This window comes from Paenibacillus sp. TSA_86.1, from assembly GCF_052691815.1.
The window spans coordinates 1,252,984-1,271,243 of record NZ_JBQZGE010000001.1; the positions used below are offsets into that span (position 1 = coordinate 1,252,984).

The following is an 18,260-nucleotide window of genomic DNA, read 5'->3' on the forward strand; positions in this document are numbered from 1 at the left end:
GTTTCATGACTGAGAGGAGGATGAACCTATGGCGGATGCACTCGTAATCGTGGAGTCGCCCTCAAAGGCGAAGACGATCGGCAAATATTTAGGCAGCAAGTTCATCGTGAAAGCTTCGATGGGGCATGTACGCGATTTGCCAAAGAGTCAGATCGGCGTTGAGGTAGAGAATGATTTTAATCCGAAATATATTACGATCCGCGGTAAAGGTTCAGTATTGAAGGAACTTAAGGATGCACGCAAGAAAGTGAAAAAAGTGTATCTCGCAGCTGACCCGGATCGTGAGGGTGAGGCCATTGCCTGGCATTTGGCACATGCGCTTGAACTGGATGACACGGCTGATTGCCGAGTCGTATTTAATGAAATCACCAAACAGGCGGTTAAGGACGCTTTCAAAACGCCGCGTAAAATTAATATGGATTTGGTCAATGCTCAGCAAGCCAGACGGATTCTGGATCGGCTCGTTGGATATAAGATTAGTCCATTATTATGGAAGAAAGTGAAAAAGGGTTTGTCTGCAGGTCGGGTTCAGTCTGTTGCAGTCAAAATTATTTTAGATCGGGAAAATGAAATTGACGAATTCGAACCGGAAGAGTACTGGAGCATCACTGCTAAACTTAGCGCAGATGGCAATCCGTTTGAAGCAAAATTTCATAAGTTAAACGGAACCAAAACCGAGCTTGGCAGTGAAGAGGAAGTACAGGCGATTCTGAAGCAGATCGAAGGCGCTGACTTTACAATCAAGGAAGTGAAAGAGAAGGAACGGACACGTAACCCTTCTGCGCCATTTACGACAAGTTCACTTCAGCAGGAAGCGGCACGCAAACTTAACTTTCGGGCTTCCAAGACGATGTCGGTTGCACAGCAACTTTATGAAGGTGTGGATCTTGGGAAAGAAGGCACAGTGGGTCTGATCACGTATATGCGTACAGACTCGACTCGTATCGCGGTTTCCGCGCAAGAAGAAGCCAAAGAATACATCATTGGTAAGTATGGCGAGACATTTGCACCAGAGAACCCTCGGAATTATTCCAAAAAGGCTTCCAATGCTCAGGATGCACATGAAGCGATTCGTCCAACTTCAATATTACGTGATCCAGATTCAATTAAATCGTTCATGAGCCGTGATCAGTTTCGTTTATACAAGTTGGTTTGGGAACGTTTTGTAGCAAGTCAGATGTCTTCAGCTATTCTGGACACTCTCTCGGTAGACATTGCTGCAGGAGATACGATCTTCCGTGCGGCAGGTTCCAAGGTTCGCTTCCAAGGGTTTATGAAAGTATATGTGGAAGGCAATGACGATGGCACAACGGATGAAGATCGTTTACTGCCGCCTCTCAAGAGTGGAGATGTCCTGAAGAAACAGGAGATTGAGCCTAAACAGCACTTTACGCAGCCGCCACCGCGTTATACCGAAGCACGGCTTGTTAAAACATTGGAAGAGCTGGGCATAGGTAGACCGAGTACATATGCCCCTACTCTGGAGACCATCCAGAAGCGCGGATATGTTGCGATCGAAGAGAAAAAGTTTATGCCAACAGAGCTGGGAGAGCTGGTCATCGAGCAGATGGAAGAGTTCTTCCCGGAAATTCTGAATGTTGAGTTTACCGCTAACATGGAAGGGGATCTCGACCATGTGGAAGAGGGCTCCGAAGACTGGGTTAAAGTATTGGCAGAATTCTATGAATCTTTCGAGAAACGACTGGAGTTTGCCGAAGAAGAAATGAAAGAGATCGAGATCGAAGACGAGGTATCGGATGAGATCTGTGAGAAGTGCGGCAAACCACTTGTATACAAACTTGGACGTTTTGGAAAATTCCTTGCATGTTCAGGGTTTCCTGACTGCCGCAATACAAAACCAATCATTAAAGATATCGGTGTAACTTGTCCGAAGTGTAAGGAAGGGCATGTCGTAGAACGGCGAAGTAAAAAAGGTCGTATATTCTATGGCTGTGACAAATATCCGGAATGTGATTTTGTATCATGGGATAGACCTTCAGCTAAACCTTGTCCAAGCTGCGGATCGTTAATGATTGAGAAACGGAACAAAAAAGGGACAAGATTACAATGTACTTCATGTGATCATCAGGAGCCGGTAGAAGAGCCGGATGATGAATCAACGGATTAGCATATTATGGGGGTAAAGATTTTGACAAGTGAACAACAAGTAGTAACGGTTATCGGTGCCGGACTGGCTGGATCAGAAGCGGCATGGCAGATTGCTAGTCGCGGTGTGCGCGTGAAATTGGTTGAGATGAGACCGGTTGTCAAAACACCGGCTCATCATACGGATAAATTTGCAGAACTCGTCTGCAGTAACTCTCTGCGTGCCAATGGACTGGCTAATGCAGTAGGCGTGTTGAAAGAAGAAATGAGAATGCTGAATTCGCTCGTGCTGGGTGCAGCTGATCGACATGCTGTTCCGGCAGGCGGAGCCTTGGCTGTAGACCGGGATGGCTTCTCGGGTGAGATTACATCAACTCTGCATCAGCATCCGCTTATTGAAGTAGTAAACGAAGAGCTTACTTCATTGCCAGAGGACGGGATTGTTGTTGTAGCGACCGGCCCACTGACTTCACCGGCATTGTCCGAGCAGATCAAGTCTTTGATGGGTGAGGAATACTTCTATTTTTATGATGCTGCTGCACCGATCATTGAAAAAGATTCTATCGATATGAACAAGGTGTATCTTGCTTCTCGGTATGACAAAGGAGAAGCGGCTTATCTGAACTGTCCAATGACAGAAGAAGAGTTTGACGTTTTCTACGAAGCGCTCATTACTGCTGAAGTTGCTCAGCTGAAAGAGTTCGAAAAAGAAATCTATTTCGAAGGTTGTATGCCCATTGAAGTGATGATGAAGCGGGGGAAACAAACGGCTTTGTTTGGTCCAATGAAACCTGTAGGTTTGGTTAACCCTCATACGGGTGAGCTGCCTCATGCTGTGGTGCAGCTCAGACAGGACAATGCAGCTGGAACATTGTATAACTTGGTTGGCTTCCAAACGCATCTGAAATGGGGAGAACAAAAACGTGTCTTCTCTTTGATTCCGGGTCTTGAGAATGCAGAGTTTGTGCGTTACGGTGTTATGCACCGAAATACATTTATTAACTCGCCAAAACTGCTTCGCCCGACGTACCAGTTCAAAGAGCGTCCTAATTTGTTCTTTGCCGGTCAGATGACAGGTGTCGAAGGATATGTTGAATCAGCCGCATCGGGTCTAATTGCAGGTATCAATGCAGCCAAGGCAGCACTAGGACAGGAACTTGTCGTACTTCCTGTAGAGACTACATTAGGCAGCATGGCTCAATATATAACTACTGCAGACTTCAAACACTTCCAGCCAATGAATGCTAACTTTGGTTTGCTTCCGAAGCTGGAAACTAAAATCCGCAACAAAAAAGAAAAAAACGAAGCACTTGCTAACCGTGCGCTGGATGGAGTCGCCAGATTTGCGGCTTCAGAAGGTCTAACCGTTCCGGAACGCGTATAAATTATTCGTGGGGGGGAGCTGATATCATGGATATGTCATTTCATGCTACAACGATCTGTGCTGTTCGTCATAACGGCAAGGCTGCAATTGCAGGCGATGGTCAGGTAACCATGGGCCAGAGCGTTGTAATGAAGAATACAGCCAAAAAAGTAAGACGTTTATATCGTGGACAGGTTGTTGCCGGATTTGCCGGTTCTGTGGCCGATGCGATTACACTGTTTGAAAAATTCGAAGGTAAACTTGAAGAACATCATGGGAATCTGCAGCGGGCTGCGGTGGAACTTGCCAAAGACTGGCGGCAAGATCGGATTCTGCGAAAACTTGAAGCTTTACTGATTGTGATGGACAAAACAGGTATGCTGCTTATTTCAGGTGGTGGCGAGATTATTGAGCCGGATGATGATATCATTGCGATCGGCTCAGGTGGTAATTTTGCTTTGTCAGCTGCGCGGGCTCTCAAACGTCACGCTGGGCAGCTGGAAGCAAAAGATATCGCTCGTGAGTCTCTTCAGGTGGCCTCTGAGCTGTGTGTATACACAAATAGTAATATTATTGTCGAAGAATTGTAAGAAGCAAGAAATCTCCCGTACAGGAACATGATGCTGCATCTGCTCCGGTTTACGTTAAGGAGATTCTTTGCACTTGCGGCTGAACTGACGTCAACATATTAGCAGGAGGGAAGTATAATGAATACTCAAGCCTTAACGCCAAGACAGATTGTTACGGAACTTGATAAATATATTGTAGGTCAAAAACAGGCGAAAAAATCTGTAGCAGTAGCGCTTCGTAATCGTTATCGACGCAGTCTTTTGCCAGAACATACACAGGATGATATTGTACCTAAAAATATACTGATGATCGGGCCTACAGGTGTCGGTAAAACGGAGATTGCACGTCGTCTTGCCAAACTGGTAGGGGCACCTTTTGTCAAAGTCGAAGCGACCAAATTTACCGAAGTGGGATATGTTGGACGTGATGTGGAATCCATGGTTCGTGATTTGATTGAAACATCATTGCGCATGGTCAAACTTGAGCGTACTGAAAAAGTGAAGGACAAGGCAGAAGAAGCAGCTAACGAGCGTATTGTACATATTTTGGCTCCTTCTCAGTCCAAGTCCAAAAACCAACGTAATCCGTTTGAAATGATCTTTGGTAATAACGCGAACGGAAATGCTGGCCAGGAGCAAGAGGAGCCTGAACCGGATACTGGCGTGACAGAACGTCGTCGTAAAATCAGATTTGATCTGTTGTCTGGTAAACTGGAGGACGACATCATTGAAATTGATGTAGAAGACAGTACACCAAACATGATGGATATGTTTGCCGGCCAGGGAAATGATCAGATGGGCATGAATATGCAGGAGATGTTCGGTAGTTTGTTGCCACGTCGTACGAAGAAACGTAAACTGGCCATTAAGGAAGCACGTAAAGTACTTATTCAAGAAGAAGCGAGTAAATTAATTGACATGGATGATGTGACCCAGGAGTCGATAAGACGAGCAGAACAGACGGGCATTATTTTCATCGATGAGATCGACAAGGTCGCCAGTCAAGGCCGGGGGAGTGGCCCGGATGTTTCTCGTGAGGGCGTTCAGCGTGATATTTTGCCTATAGTAGAAGGTTCAACGGTGATGACCAAGTATGGACCTGTCAAAACGGACTATATTTTGTTTATGGCGGCTGGTGCATTTCATGTAGCCAAACCTTCGGATCTGATTCCGGAGCTTCAAGGACGCTTCCCGATTCGTGTAGAGCTGAATAGCCTTACCTTGGAGGAGTTTGTTTCTATTTTAACGGAACCTCAGAACGCATTAACAAAGCAATATGTCGATTTGTTGCGTACAGAGAATATTGAGATTGAGTTCTCGGAAGAGGCTATACGAGAGATTGCCAAGCTCGCAGAATCGGTTAACCAAAACACAGAGAACATTGGCGCTCGCCGTTTGCATACCATTCTGGAAAAACTTCTGGAGGACTTGTCCTTTGAGGCTCCGGAGCTTACGTTAGAGCGCATGGTAATTACACCGGAGTATGTACGTGAAAAATTAAATGATATTGCAACTGATCGGGATTTAAGCCAATATATCCTCTAATCAATAGCTAGGTACGATTAAGCGTATGTTGCAGTATTACAAGAGAAGATCGTGTTATTAGTGAAACAAAGGGTATGGATCGAAAAACAGTGAACATTCATCAACATGTTCTGTATTCTATTACAGATCATGCTGCACGGGTGTCATGTTTAACGGTGTATACCTTTTATTTTTATTATGGCTAACAGTTTTTGATCAATGGGCCGATAAAAGATAGGTAGCGATATGGTGTCAGAATCTAGGACTTGTGCCGCATGTATATTGGAAATAAAGGGTAGCGGATTAGTGGGGATTCTCATTTTAACCGACCATGTATTTCCATTAAAAGAATTTTAATTATTTAATTGATGTCTCTTACTAAGCTTATGCTCTGTAAAAACTTGCGTAAATGCGCAAAACGTCGTTTTGTGGAAAAGTGAGAGTACATCAATTGTTTTCCATTTATAAAATAGTAGGTGCCCATACAATTGTTAAGAAAGTGTTGCGTAATCAATTATGTATTCCATGATTTCCTGTACATAAAATGTTTAGATAAACAGTAGCAACTTAGGAGAAGTATTGCTAAATATGAGCTGGAAACCTTAATATGGCGGTAAAAAGTGCTAAACGTAACAAACGTGTATATCCGTGTAGCAACGTCCATCTCCGCATAATCAGACCGAAACACAGGTGGGAAAGATGATATTTATTTTAAGAATGTGTAAGGTTGCGTTACAAGATTGTTAACACATTTTTGATTTGGGACTGAATATTTACGAAAAAAAACGAAATTTGCAGAAAATACACAAAAAGCCCTCTCTTGAAGAAAAGATAGGGCTTTTTTCTTATTGTAATATATCCCAAACTCGAAGAAACTTATGATATACGACAACATCAGAGTTAATTCTACTTAAGTCCTAGAAAACCGTGTAAACACGAATGTTTTTGTCGAAAAACATAAGCAGTTTCGCGTAAAAAGGTTCAATCTTTTTCCATATATACTAAAAGAGAGGAGGGCTATCGTGAATCTATTAAATGATATCAGCTTCAAAAGATTACAAGGTGCACTCGATGCGTCGAATATGAGACAACGAACGATTTCTGACAATATTGCGAATGCTGATACCCCGTATTTCAAGCGCTCAAACGTTTCTTTTGAAGAAATGCTTCAGGAACAGATGAACGGTGATATGCCTGTTTTGAAAGGGAAAGTAACGGATCAAAGGCATTTTGTCATAGGACCTTCCTCTTCTGTGCCAACACCAGTAGTTAATATGGACCAGTCCACGTCCATGAATAACAACCAGAATAATGTGGATATTGATAGCGAGATGAGCTTTCTTGCAGACAATCAATTGCGTTACAGTGCTTATATCCAGCAAGTAAATGAACAAATTAAAATGATGCGAGTAGGCGTAGAAGGGAGATAACAGCGTTGAATATTAGTAACAGTTTTGGAATCAGTGCCTCGGCTCTTACGGCTCAACGTTTGCGTATGGACGTCATTTCTTCCAATATTGCGAATGCAGAAACAACACGCGCGAGCATGTCGAATGGGGTTGCAGTTCCCTACAAACGGAAAATGGTAGTTCTTGAACCGAATAAACCATCCTTCAGTACGATGTTGCAAAATCAAATGCGTGGCGGAGGTTCAGGCGACGGTGTCAGAGTAACCGAAATTCGCGAAGATCAATCACCACTCAAACCGGTTTATGATCCGACTCATCCGGATGCAAACGCTGATGGTTATGTGTTCATGCCTAATGTGGATGTTGCTAAAGAAATGGTCGATATGATCTCGGCTTCACGTGCCTATGAGGCAAACGTTACTGCACTGAATTCAACCAAAGCGATGATTTCCAAAGCCATGGAGATTGGAAAAGGTTAACTGTTGCATCGTTCGACAACCACTAAAAACAAGAGATAAGGGGAGGGATATTCATGATTCAGAATAATATGTTCAATGTTCAGGGAGTTCAGCAGTTGCAAATGAAGAGTGCAGCTGAAAATAAAACTTCCACACCAGCCGAGAGCATTCAGAGCTTCGGTACATACTTACAAAATGCGTTGGGGTCGGTCGCCGCACAGGAAACTCAGGCCCATGAAATGTCTAATCAATTTTTGTTAGGCAAGGCGAATGTGGATCAGGTGTTGATAGCTTCAGAACAAGCTCTGCTGAGTCTGCAACTTACGAGTCAGGTTCGAAACAAAGTGGTTGAGGCATATCAGGAGATTATGCGCACGCAGATGTAAGATATCGTTTGCGCAATAGTAGCGCTGATCATTACTACAAGCAGCTGCGATGCTTCTCCTGTGAAAAGCTAACGGAACGCTAAGGCTTTTATCAGGACAGACTAAGCAAAGTTTCGGATGGGGTGACAGAGTGAATGAGAGAATTGCCCAGTACAGGGATAAGATTTCACAGTACTGGAATAGCTTTAGCAAGAAGCAGAAAACATTATTTATTTCAACCTTCCTATTTCTGATTTTGGCAGCTGTGGTTCTTACGATGCAGTTATCCAAGACAGAATACGAAGTTGCGTTCACTGATTTAAACTCAAGTGATTCAGCTGGTGTAATCAATTATCTGAACTCTTCAAATATCCCATATAAACTTAGCGCGGACGGAAAAAGTATTTCTGTGCCCAGCACGGATGTGGCGCTGACCAAAGTGAATATTGGTTCCCAAGGTATCATTCAAAATGGTTCGCTGGGTTATAAAGCATTTGAAAGCTCATCATCGCCAATCGGCATGACAGATAAAGAGTTTGATGTGAAGTATAACAATGCGTTAAATGGAGAAGTCGAAAAGCTGCTCCAGCGTATGCAGGGGATTCAGGATGCGAAAGTCCTTGTTAACATGCCCAAAGATAATATCTTTGCCGGTCTGGAAGAAAAGGACAAAGCTTCGGCTTCCGTAGCATTGCAGTTTAAACCAGGTTATCATCCTAACCAGGCAGCTGTAGATGGCTACTTTAATTTGGTTAAAACAGCCATTCCAAACCTGCCGATTGAGAATATCACCATCACAAACACGGATGAGGCTGAACTCATTCCAACTGCTCGCGGTGGCAGTGGCGGGTTGTCATCCGAAGTGCAGGAAAACATGGCGCTTCAGAAAAAGTTTGAGAGCGATGTGCGTAACAACGTGAAGCAATTCCTCTCTCAAATTGTTGGTGAGGACAAGGTCAACGTGTTGGTTTTCTCAAAACTGAACTTTGATAAAGTGACTAGCAAAGAAAATACGGTCACACCCGTCGATCAAGAGAATATGAAGGGCATCGAAATCAGTGTCCAGCAAATCCAGAAGAGTTACACTGGGGGGGCAACTCCGACAGGTGGTGTAGCAGGAACCGGCCAACAGGACGTTCCCGGGTATCCGTCTTCAGATTCAAATAGCAATGCGAATTCAGAAGAATCTTCAAGCACAATCAATTATGAAGTAAATCGAATTGCCAGAGATATCATTTCAAGCCCATATACTGTAAAAGATTTAACCATCAACGTGGCGGTTGAACCACCCACAGGACAGACAGAGTTACAACAGCCCGTTCGAGATGCGATTGAAAATATTCTAGTTAATATCGTTCGAGCATCATTGGCAGACTCAGGTACCACAATAACTGACGCAGACCTTACAAAAAAAGTCTCAGTTATGTCACAAGGCTTCGCAACAGCTGCAGATGCGAATACAGGCTTCCAATTAACACCTGCGATGATGTGGGGTGGTGGAGCACTGATTGCGGTCCTGATCGCTGCAGTGGTTATTTTGTTGGTACGTCGTCGTCGTAAACAAAATGAGATTCAAGAAGAGGAAGAAATTCCGCTCCCAGTAGCAACAGAATTCCCGTCCATAACATTGGACAGTGTGACGAACGAAAGTCAGGTGCGCAAACAATTGGAGAGTTTGGCCAAGAAAAAGCCAGACGAATTCGTCAATCTGCTGCGTACGTGGCTGGCTGACGAATAGAGGTGAACACATTGGCAAAGGCAGGCAATGCAGGATTAACGGGTAGACAAAAAGCAGCAATATTGTTGATTACACTAGGTCCGGAAGTATCTGCTCAAATCTTCAAACATTTGCGTGATGAGGAGATTGAACAGCTTACGTTGGAAATTGCCAACGTGCGGAAGGTAGATGCATCCGAAAAGGATCTGATTATGTCCGAGTTCCATCAGATTTGTTTGGCACAGGAGTACATCTCTCAGGGAGGGATTAACTACGCCAAAGAAATTTTGGAGAAAGCACTTGGTTCTTCGAAAGCACTTGAAGTTATCAATCGTTTGACAGCTACGCTGCAAGTTAGACCGTTTGACTTCGCACGCAAAGCTGACCCGAATCAAATTCTGAACTTTATTCAGAATGAAAGTCCGCAAACGATTGCGCTTGTTCTGTCTTATCTGCAATTCGAACAAGCAGCGGCTATTCTGTCTTCTCTCCCTCAGGAGAAACAAGCAGATGTTGCTCGCAGAGTAGCTGTGATGGACAGCACTTCACCAGAAGTTATTTCACAGGTGGAACGTGTGCTGGAACAGAAACTGTCTTCTACCGTAACGCAGGATTATACAAATGCAGGCGGTATCGAATCTATCGTTCAGATTTTGAATGGGGTCGATCGGGGTACGGAACGTACAATTTTGGACTCCCTCGAGATTCAGGATCCGGAACTTGCAGAAGAGATCAAAAAACGGATGTTTGTTTTCGAAGACATCGTCAATGTGGACGATCGTTCCATTCAACGTATTATTCGAGATATCGACAATGCCGATCTTCAACTTGCACTCAAAGTCGCAAGCGAAGAAGTGCGTGAAGCTGTATTCCGTAATATGTCGAAACGGATGTCCGAAACATTCAAAGAAGAAATGGAATTCATGGGCCCTGTAAGACTGCGTGATGTGGAAGAAGCTCAGACACGTATCGTAGGTACGATCCGCAGACTGGAAGAATCCGGTGAGATCATTATCGCACGTGGTGGAGGAGATGATATCATTGTCTAATTTGATTAAATCTTTCCAGTATGTACCAGTCGAAGATCATAAAAGGCTCGAAAATCATCACCGTTATGGCGGTGATGATGAGACGGAATTCGATGAGGGCAGCGGGGCAGTTTCTGAATCGGAAGTGCTTCGGGCACGGGTGGATGAGGAGACAGAACGTCTTACTGCTGAAATGCTGGAAGATGCCAAGGAGTTTGCAGAAAAGCAGGTGCGTGATGCTTCGGAAGAAGCGGAGCGAATGCTTCAGGAAACCCGGGAACAGATCGATCGCTGGTGGCAGGAACAACGAGAGCAGGATGAACATCTGACCGAAGCTCTCCGCGCCCAAGGTTTTCAGCAAGGGTTTGAAGAGGGAAAAGCACAAGCTGAACTGGATCTCCAGGTGAAGATCGAAGAGATGATGAACGAAGCTCAAGGCGTGCTTCAGGAAGCGTACGTTGCCAAAGAGCAGATTATTCAGGAAGCAGAGCCGTTTTTAGTTGAACTTGCATGTGGCATCGCGGAGAAAGTAATAGATAAACAGCTTACCGTAGAGCCTGAACACATGATTGAATTGATACGTCAGAGTTTGTCGAGGAAAAGGGAGCAGGGACAGATTGCGCTTTGTGTAGCGCCAGATCAGTTTTCTTTTGTACAAGCTGCTCGGGAGGAACTGGCTCTTTCGATTGATTCGCAAGCGGAGTTGCAGATTTTACCTGATGCTACGGTTAAAGATAAAGGTTGTGTTATCCGTTCTTCATTTGGAAGTGTTGACGCAAGAATTGATACACAACTTACCGAAATCAAAAAAGAACTGATCCGCATAGCACTTGAGGATGAGGAGCGAAGACATCAACATGAAGGTTCTTAGTTCACAGCGTTATATGGAGCATCTGCGGCAATTCGATCCTGTACGTATAAACGGAAAAGTAACTCAGGTTATTGGTCTGATGGTTGAATCAGAGGGGCCAGACGCCAGCATTGGCGATGTATGTTACATCTACCCTGGTAAATCTGCCAAGCCGTTGCAGGCTGAGGTTGTCGGGTTTCGTGATAACAAGGTGCTGCTTATGCCGCTGGGTGAACTTCAATCCATCGGTCCCGGTTGTGATGTAGTCGGAACAGGTAAACCGTTAGGTGTACAAGTAGGATCCGAATTGCTCGGTAAAGTGCTGGATGGACTTGGTCAGCCGCTTGACGGTTCATTGTTGCCATCCAGAATGCCGATGTATTCAACTTCAAACACACCTGTGAATCCTATGGACAGACCTCGTGTGCTTGAAACGATGAGTGTCGGCGTGAGAGCAATCGATGGTTTGCTCACCGTAGGTAAAGGTCAGCGGGTTGGTATTTTTGCCGGTTCAGGTGTAGGTAAGAGTACATTGATGGGTATGATTGCCCGGAATACCGCAGCAGATGTAAATGTAATTGCACTGGTGGGTGAACGTGGACGTGAGGTTCGTGACTTTATCGAGCGGGATCTAGGCCCCGAAGGGTTGGAACGATCTGTCGTCATTGTGGCAACATCAGATCAGCCTGCTCTGATTCGGATTAAAGGCGCTGTAATAGCAACGACGATTGCGGAGTATTTCCGAGATCGGGGCATGAATGTCATGTTAATGATGGATTCGGTTACCCGTTATGCCATGGCTCAGAGGGAAGTCGGCCTGGCTGTTGGGGAACCACCTGCGATGAGAGGGTATACGCCTTCCGTTTTTGCAAGTTTGCCAAAACTGCTGGAACGAGCAGGGACAGGGCCAACAGGTTCAATCACCGCCTTCTATACCGTGCTCGTTGATGGGGACGACATGAACGAGCCAATCGCAGACGCAGTCCGGGGCATATTGGACGGTCACATTGTGTTGAACCGTTCGATAGCCAATAAAGGTCATTTTCCAGCGATTGATGTACTTGCAAGTATCAGTAGGGTCATGAAGGACATCGCTCCCGAAGACCAGATTGATGCGGTTAACAATATGAAACGTCTGATGGCTGTGTACAAGGAGTCTGAAGATCTAATCAACATCGGTGCTTATCAACGTGGTTCAAATGCAGCTATAGATGAAGCAATGGATCAGATTGATCATATCTGGAATTTCACCAAGCAAAAAGTCGATGAAAAAGTAACGCTAAGTGAAGTGCAGGAGCGTTTAATTCTTGAATTCGCAAGGAGATGAAGGGGTAAACGATGAAATTTCGATATCATTTCCAGAAGGTTGTTGACCTGAAAAGCAATGAGAAGACACAGGCAGAATGGATGTTATCCACAGCAATCGGTAAACTTCAGACAGAAGAAGAACAGTTGTTGCAATTGATCAATGATCGAAATAATCTGATGAACGTCATTCAATCGGCAATTGAAAATTGTGCTTCCATATCCAGTTTGCAAGAAATGCAGCGATATGCATATCACCTTGACGAATGCATATCGCGGAAGAACAGTGATGTCGAGCATGCTCAGGTCAACGTGCAGCAGAATCAGAGCTTCCTAAATGGAAAAGTGATTGACGAAAAAGTGTGGCTTGGAGCGAGAGATAAGGCTAAAGGCAGATTTCAGCAGGAGATGCTCCTCCGGGAACAGAACGATCTGGACGAGATGGCTACTGTACGCTTCGCTGCCAAAGCCCGCGCGAACTGATGTGAGCCGGATGCGAAGTTGTCTCGTGAAGGAGGAATGAACGGTGGCTGTTAAAGACACTGATATCGAAAAAGAATCCGGGAGTGGATGGGAAAAGTTTCTCATGATCTCGATCCCGATTGTATTTACAGTTGTGCTGTTAGGTGTGCTGCTTACCCTATTTAATGTAGATATTCGGAATAGCGCGCTTGAACTTGCCAAAAAAATTCCTATAGTCAAAAATTGGGTGCCTGATCCAGTGCTAGACCCTGAGAAAGAAAAGCTGGAGAAGAGCGAAAAACAGGTTGAAAGCGCCGAAGCGACGATTGAAAAACTGAAATCCCAAGTCACTGCAAAAGAAGCAGAAGCAAAAGCGGCTAAAGAAGCTGCTACTGCGGAGACGCAGAAAACGGCTGATTTGCAAAAGAAACTCGATGACGCCAAAAAGGCTGCTGAAACAGCTGCAACTACAGAACCTGAAGCAGAAAGTGATTATCAAAAACAAATCAAAGGATTAGCCAAAATGTACGCGGATATGAGTCCAAGCAAGGCGGCGCCGATTTTGCAAAATATGACGAAGGAAGAAATGGTTCTCATGTTAAACGCAATGCAGTCCACTGCCCGGACGAAGGTGCTGGAGAAGATGGATCCGAAGACTGCAGCGGATGTAACCATGCTGATGAAAGATGCCAAACCTTCAGGCGATCTTGCCTTGGATGCACTGCAATCGCGTTTGAAAAAGGAAACAGCAGCGGCAACTACGACAACGACAACCAACAGCAAGAATTTGGATAAAAATCAGTTGAGTCAGACCTTTGCCTCCATGTCTGCTTCCAGCGGCGCCAAACTGTTGCTGGAAACGTATAAAATAAGCCCGGACAAAACACTGACTATACTTAATTCTGTCAACGATGCAACTCGATCGCAACTGCTTGAGAACATGTCAAAAGAAGATTCAGTTGAGACGGCCAAGGTGTTGAATCGGCTGATGGGCAATAAGTAACTGTTTTGATCTTAACGCATGGAGGGGAGGTGAAAAAATGTCACTTATATATCAAATGAATACCACAGCTTCTTCCAAAACATCTGGTGCAACTCAGTCATCTACAGCCCAGTCGAAAGGTTCGGTTACTGAAACTGGCGGTGGGTTCCTGCAGACCTTGGCACAGTCATTGACTGGAGGCGGGGGAAACAGTCAAGGTACTGAAGCAACAAATGGTGTAGCAACAACAAAGTCCGCTAATTCGCTAATGTTTACGTTTGCTTCAGAGAATGAAGGCAAGAACACGTCGATCACGGACACGTTAAGTTCATTATTTGCTGATACGGATTCTTCGGATTTAAGTGGAAAGCTTGAGAAATTATTTGGTGATTTGGATCGTTTAGATGAAGCTTTGGACAGTGATCCAGCCTTGCTTGCAGGCCTTCAAACATTGATCCAGCAATTGAACGCTTTATTAAATAAACATGACAGCAATGAGCAAACTTCTTTAGATTCAATCACTGGTAATCAGGAGCTTGACGCGAAATCTGGATCTGCTATTGAATTATCTCAGCATCCGGCTGCAATGCGTTTTGTATTACAGGACGTGTTAACACAACTGGCAGAAAAAGTTCTTAAAACGGATAGTGCTGTAGTAAAACATGCTCCCGAATTCCAACAACTTCTTCAGGATTTGCAAAATCAGTTGAAACAAGCTGGAATCGAGACGGATAGCAAAAAGGGTTGGTCAGAACTCAAATCGGCACTGGAGACGCTCTCCATGATAAAGGGTTCAACTAATCAAGCGGCTAATGTAGCTTCGGCTACAGTATCTAAAACAGCAGCAAATGTATCTGAAACCAATGGAATAGCAGCAACGCAGTTGGAATCAAAAGCTACAACCATTGATTCAAAATCTGTTTCAAATGAAGATGCATTGATTCAGCATCACACGATTGTCACTGCTGGAGAGTTGTCTTTACGAAGCTCGGGTACAGCGATGGGGAAGCCGGCTGAGCCAGTGATGCAGGCATCGCATTTTGCTAAGGAAATGACACAATTCATGGTGAGCAAACTGGATATTGTGAATCAAAAAGGTTTTTCCGAAGCGACAATCTCACTCCGACCTGAGCATTTGGGAAGATTGGATGTGCAGATTACGTTACAAAACGGACAATTGGTTGCCAAGTTTATGACAGAACATGTTATGGCGAAAGATATGCTTGAACAACAGATGATGCAGCTTCGTTCCTCATTACAGTCACAAGGCATTCAAGTGGAGCGGCTCGAAGTAACTCAGAACAGTTCGCTTGGATCCGAAATGTATCAGGATGGTGGTCGGCAACAGGGAAACCAGTCTCAGGAGCAACGGCGTTCCCGTGAACGTGGGGAGCAGACCGATGAAGCTGTAACAGCAGCTGGACTGCAGGAGGAGTTGCGTAACTGGCGGAGTGAGCAAGTGGAGGGCAACGACATTAAGCGCGATTCATTTAGTGCAGAAGCTTAAACAGGAATGAGGTGAATACATGGCGAACGAAATTTTTTCTACGAATAACACGTGGCCCAACTACTCAGCTGCGAATAGAGCAACAACAAGTACTGCGACAAAAGAGCTGGGTAAAGATCAATTTCTCAAAATTTTGATTACACAGTTACAGAATCAGGATCCGCTGCAGCCGATGGAAGACAAAGAATTTATCGCTCAAATGGCTCAATTTACCTCGGTGGAGCAGCTGGTAAATATCTCAACACAGCTCAAAACGTTGAATCAGTCACTCGGGGCTGTATCTGGCATGATTGGCATGGAGATCAGTTGGCTTTCTTCTGATAAAACGGATAGTGGCACATCTCGTCAAGGTATAGTAGATTCCATTATTGTGCGGGACGGGGTTCAGTACGCGAAGGTGGGCAACGACGAAATCAAGCTGGACGAGATCATTCAGGTAAATCGTGCAAAACAAACGGAAGAGAGCAAGACTCCTGTAGAGAATGTTCAGAGTCGTGTTACAGATTCTAATGATAGTGAGTCATCTGATGTTGATGCCGAGAAGAGTGATTCCGAAGAACGTGAGCAAAGCATATGAGTGACCGTATAATAGTTGGACAAATGTACACAGGGCCGGTTACTCCGAACATGCTTCGCAAACCCCAAACAGGAGAAACATCTGGTGCACCGGTTAAACCTTTTGCACAAGTACTGGGGGATAATCTGCTAAAACTCAGTAACCATGCAGCGAAACGATTAGAACAGCGTGGAATTGAATTGAAAACGGAGCAGATGAAACAAATTGGGTCTGCACTGGATAAAGCTGCGGCCAAGGGGGCCAAAGAGTCTCTAATCCTGATGCAAGATATGGCTTTCATCGTTAATGTCAAGAACCGAACTGTCGTTACGGCAATGGATAGTGCGAGTATGAAAGATAATGTCTTTACTCAGATTGATAGTGCTGTAATTATTTCTTAACCGGCTGGCCCTTCTCGGGAGCCGGAATGCCGCTGACTGACTGACGCGGCAACCAAATTAAGGCTGGGAGGATTTTTAAAAATGTTGAAATCGATGTACTCAGGCGTTTCCGGTATGAGGGGTTTTCAAACCAAACTCGATGTCATTGGTAATAATATTGCGAACGTCAATACCGTTGGATTTAAGGGAAGCCGAGTGATGTTCAAAGACATTATGAGTCAAACGACTTCAGGTGTAACAGCTCCAACAGCTACACCAACCGGTGGTGTCAACGCACAACAGATTGGTCTAGGTGTGTCGGTGGGTTCCATTGACACCATGCACTTGGCGGGAAGTCCAATGACTACGAATAGACCTACCGATCTTCGGATTAACGGTGATGGATTTTTCCTCGTTCGTCTGAGTGATGACCAAGCGACTCCATATCTGACACGTGCAGGCAACTTTACGGTTGATGCGGATCGTAATCTGGTAACTTCTGACGGATTATTTGTTCTCGACAATGGTGGAGCAAATATTACGCTAGAAGATGATGTCGTTTCATTTACGATTGGTCAGGATGGAATGATTAACCAGACGATGGCTGATGGAACAATCCAGACAGGATCACAGCTAGGTATTGGTAAGGTAGTAAACCCGTCAGGTTTGGAGAAAATCGGTGGCAACTTGTACCGTATGACGGCCAACGCAAACCCTGGTGGAACGCTTGATCCAGTGACTGCCAACAGCGCAGCGGACGGTACGGGGTCTATCGTTGCCGGTCAACTCGAAATGTCAAATGTGGATTTGACCAATGAGTTTACGGAAATGATTGTTGCACAACGTGGATTCCAGGCGAACTCCAAGATTATTACAACATCAGACGATGTGCTTCAAGAGGTCATTAACCTGAAACGTTAATAACTGATTAGTAATTTTGAAATGGTGGGGGAGCTTGCTCCTCCACTCTGATTGAGGGGGCTTAGCATGATTTCAGTTACGCGATTAAATGGTTCTCCCATGTGGTTGAATGCGCTGATGGTCGAGATCGTGGAAGAGACGCCGGACACGTATATCACTCTGGTAACGGGAAAAAGGCTAATCGTTCTTGAGAAGGCCGATGTGGTGATTTCCAAGATCAAAGAATACAATCGTGAAATTGGAGTTCAGGCAGCCACGATTAAAGTGCAGCAAACGGAGGAGTCCTGATGAAAAAAATGATGCCCTGGATTGCAACGGCGTTACTTGCAATCACACTTATTGTGGTCGTAGTTATTGTAATGATTGGGCCAGGCAAGAACGACAATACACATACAGCGGCAGCTGCTGAAGAAAAAAAGCTGACTGCGGATGAAATTGTAGAGGTTTCGTCCGAGCTGGCACAGATTAAGACTAATTTGGCTGGTGCAGACCGTATTATTATTGTTAGCTTCTCTTTCGAGTTATCGGATAAAAAAGCTAAAGAAGATTTTGAGAAAATCAAGAATATTACAGTAAAACCAATTGTCATTCAGGCGCTTGCAGACACCAAGGCTGAGGAACTAAGTTCGGCTAAAGGGATGAAACAATTCAATGAGCGACTGACAAGGCTAATCAATGAGGCACTGCCTGAGCCGAAATTGAAAAGCACTAGCGTTTCAGACATTGTTATAGCACCAATATAGTGAATAGAACAAGCT

At 44.7% G+C, this 18,260-nt stretch carries 19 protein-coding genes; all 19 read left to right on the forward strand.

From position 1 onward, the window contains the following. The first annotated feature begins 28 nt into the window (after positions 1–28). The 19 genes from topA to ACUTVW_RS05810 all read left to right on the forward strand — a co-directional run bounded on the left by topA (position 29) and on the right by ACUTVW_RS05810 (position 18,245). Positions 29–2,128: a type I DNA topoisomerase gene (gene topA / locus ACUTVW_RS05720; protein WP_445644859.1), complete on the forward strand. Its 2,100-nt coding sequence runs from the start codon at positions 29–31 to the stop codon at positions 2,126–2,128. 6 nt (positions 2,129–2,134) lie between these two features. Continuing rightward, the gene (trmFO, locus tag ACUTVW_RS05725; protein ID WP_445644860.1) at positions 2,135–3,490 is read left to right on the forward strand and encodes an FADH(2)-oxidizing methylenetetrahydrofolate--tRNA-(uracil(54)-C(5))-methyltransferase TrmFO; all 1,356 of its coding nucleotides are present in this window, start codon (positions 2,135–2,137) and stop codon (positions 3,488–3,490) included. 26 nt (positions 3,491–3,516) lie between these two features. Beyond that, on the forward strand, positions 3,517–4,059 hold the full coding sequence (gene hslV / locus ACUTVW_RS05730; protein ID WP_434758333.1) for an ATP-dependent protease subunit HslV: 543 nt from the start codon (positions 3,517–3,519) through the stop codon (positions 4,057–4,059). Between the two features lie 117 nt (positions 4,060–4,176). After that, positions 4,177–5,583: an ATP-dependent protease ATPase subunit HslU gene (hslU, locus tag ACUTVW_RS05735; RefSeq protein WP_445644861.1), complete on the forward strand. Its 1,407-nt coding sequence runs from the start codon at positions 4,177–4,179 to the stop codon at positions 5,581–5,583. 1,001 nt (positions 5,584–6,584) lie between these two features. Next, positions 6,585–6,992 carry a flagellar basal body rod protein FlgB gene (gene flgB, locus ACUTVW_RS05740; RefSeq protein ID WP_434751693.1) on the forward strand — a complete coding sequence of 136 codons (408 nt, stop codon included), beginning with the start codon at positions 6,585–6,587 and terminating at the stop codon, positions 6,990–6,992. A 5-nt stretch (positions 6,993–6,997) separates the two neighbouring features. Beyond that, positions 6,998–7,450 carry a flagellar basal body rod protein FlgC gene (gene flgC, locus ACUTVW_RS05745; RefSeq protein ID WP_445644862.1) on the forward strand — a complete coding sequence of 151 codons (453 nt, stop codon included), beginning with the start codon at positions 6,998–7,000 and terminating at the stop codon, positions 7,448–7,450. Positions 7,451–7,503: 53 nt separating this feature from the next. Next, positions 7,504–7,815: a flagellar hook-basal body complex protein FliE gene (fliE, locus tag ACUTVW_RS05750; protein WP_434758332.1), complete on the forward strand. Its 312-nt coding sequence runs from the start codon at positions 7,504–7,506 to the stop codon at positions 7,813–7,815. Between the two features lie 130 nt (positions 7,816–7,945). Then, positions 7,946–9,532 carry a flagellar basal-body MS-ring/collar protein FliF gene (fliF, locus tag ACUTVW_RS05755; RefSeq protein WP_445644863.1) on the forward strand — a complete coding sequence of 529 codons (1,587 nt, stop codon included), beginning with the start codon at positions 7,946–7,948 and terminating at the stop codon, positions 9,530–9,532. Positions 9,533–9,534: 2 nt separating this feature from the next. Then, positions 9,535–10,560 (forward strand): flagellar motor switch protein FliG, encoded by a 1,026-nt coding sequence (gene fliG / locus ACUTVW_RS05760; protein ID WP_445644864.1) that lies wholly within the window; start codon positions 9,535–9,537, stop codon positions 10,558–10,560. Next, positions 10,553–11,410, forward strand: a complete 858-nt coding sequence (locus ACUTVW_RS05765; protein ID WP_445644865.1) for a FliH/SctL family protein — start codon at positions 10,553–10,555, stop codon at positions 11,408–11,410. The genes fliG and ACUTVW_RS05765 overlap by 8 nt, the downstream gene beginning before the upstream one ends. After that, a complete protein-coding gene (gene fliI, locus ACUTVW_RS05770; protein WP_445644866.1) occupies positions 11,397–12,716 on the forward strand; it encodes a flagellar protein export ATPase FliI in 1,320 nt (439 codons plus the stop codon). Before ACUTVW_RS05765 ends, fliI begins: the two co-directional genes overlap by 14 nt. An 11-nt stretch (positions 12,717–12,727) precedes the next feature. Beyond that, complete coding sequence (gene fliJ, locus ACUTVW_RS05775; RefSeq protein WP_445644867.1) at positions 12,728–13,177, forward strand: flagellar export protein FliJ; 450 nt, start codon at positions 12,728–12,730, stop codon at positions 13,175–13,177. Positions 13,178–13,220: 43 nt separating this feature from the next. Beyond that, the gene (locus tag ACUTVW_RS05780) at positions 13,221–14,159 is read left to right on the forward strand and encodes a MotE family protein (RefSeq protein WP_445644868.1); all 939 of its coding nucleotides are present in this window, start codon (positions 13,221–13,223) and stop codon (positions 14,157–14,159) included. 37 nt (positions 14,160–14,196) lie between these two features. Then, a complete protein-coding gene (locus tag ACUTVW_RS05785; protein ID WP_445644869.1) occupies positions 14,197–15,645 on the forward strand; it encodes a flagellar hook-length control protein FliK in 1,449 nt (482 codons plus the stop codon). 19 nt (positions 15,646–15,664) lie between these two features. Then, a complete protein-coding gene (locus ACUTVW_RS05790; protein ID WP_445644870.1) occupies positions 15,665–16,222 on the forward strand; it encodes a flagellar hook capping FlgD N-terminal domain-containing protein in 558 nt (185 codons plus the stop codon). A gap of 50 nt (positions 16,223–16,272) precedes the next feature. Continuing rightward, complete coding sequence (locus ACUTVW_RS05795) at positions 16,273–16,602, forward strand: TIGR02530 family flagellar biosynthesis protein (protein WP_445644991.1); 330 nt, start codon at positions 16,273–16,275, stop codon at positions 16,600–16,602. Between the two features lie 81 nt (positions 16,603–16,683). Beyond that, positions 16,684–17,502 carry a flagellar basal body rod protein FlgG gene (gene flgG, locus ACUTVW_RS05800; protein WP_445644871.1) on the forward strand — a complete coding sequence of 273 codons (819 nt, stop codon included), beginning with the start codon at positions 16,684–16,686 and terminating at the stop codon, positions 17,500–17,502. 66 nt (positions 17,503–17,568) lie between these two features. Continuing rightward, on the forward strand, positions 17,569–17,790 hold the full coding sequence (locus tag ACUTVW_RS05805; protein WP_434751683.1) for a flagellar FlbD family protein: 222 nt from the start codon (positions 17,569–17,571) through the stop codon (positions 17,788–17,790). Beyond that, positions 17,790–18,245 carry a flagellar basal body-associated FliL family protein gene (locus tag ACUTVW_RS05810; RefSeq protein ID WP_445644872.1) on the forward strand — a complete coding sequence of 152 codons (456 nt, stop codon included), beginning with the start codon at positions 17,790–17,792 and terminating at the stop codon, positions 18,243–18,245. Before ACUTVW_RS05805 ends, ACUTVW_RS05810 begins: the two co-directional genes overlap by 1 nt. Positions 18,246–18,260: the final 15 nt, after the last annotated feature.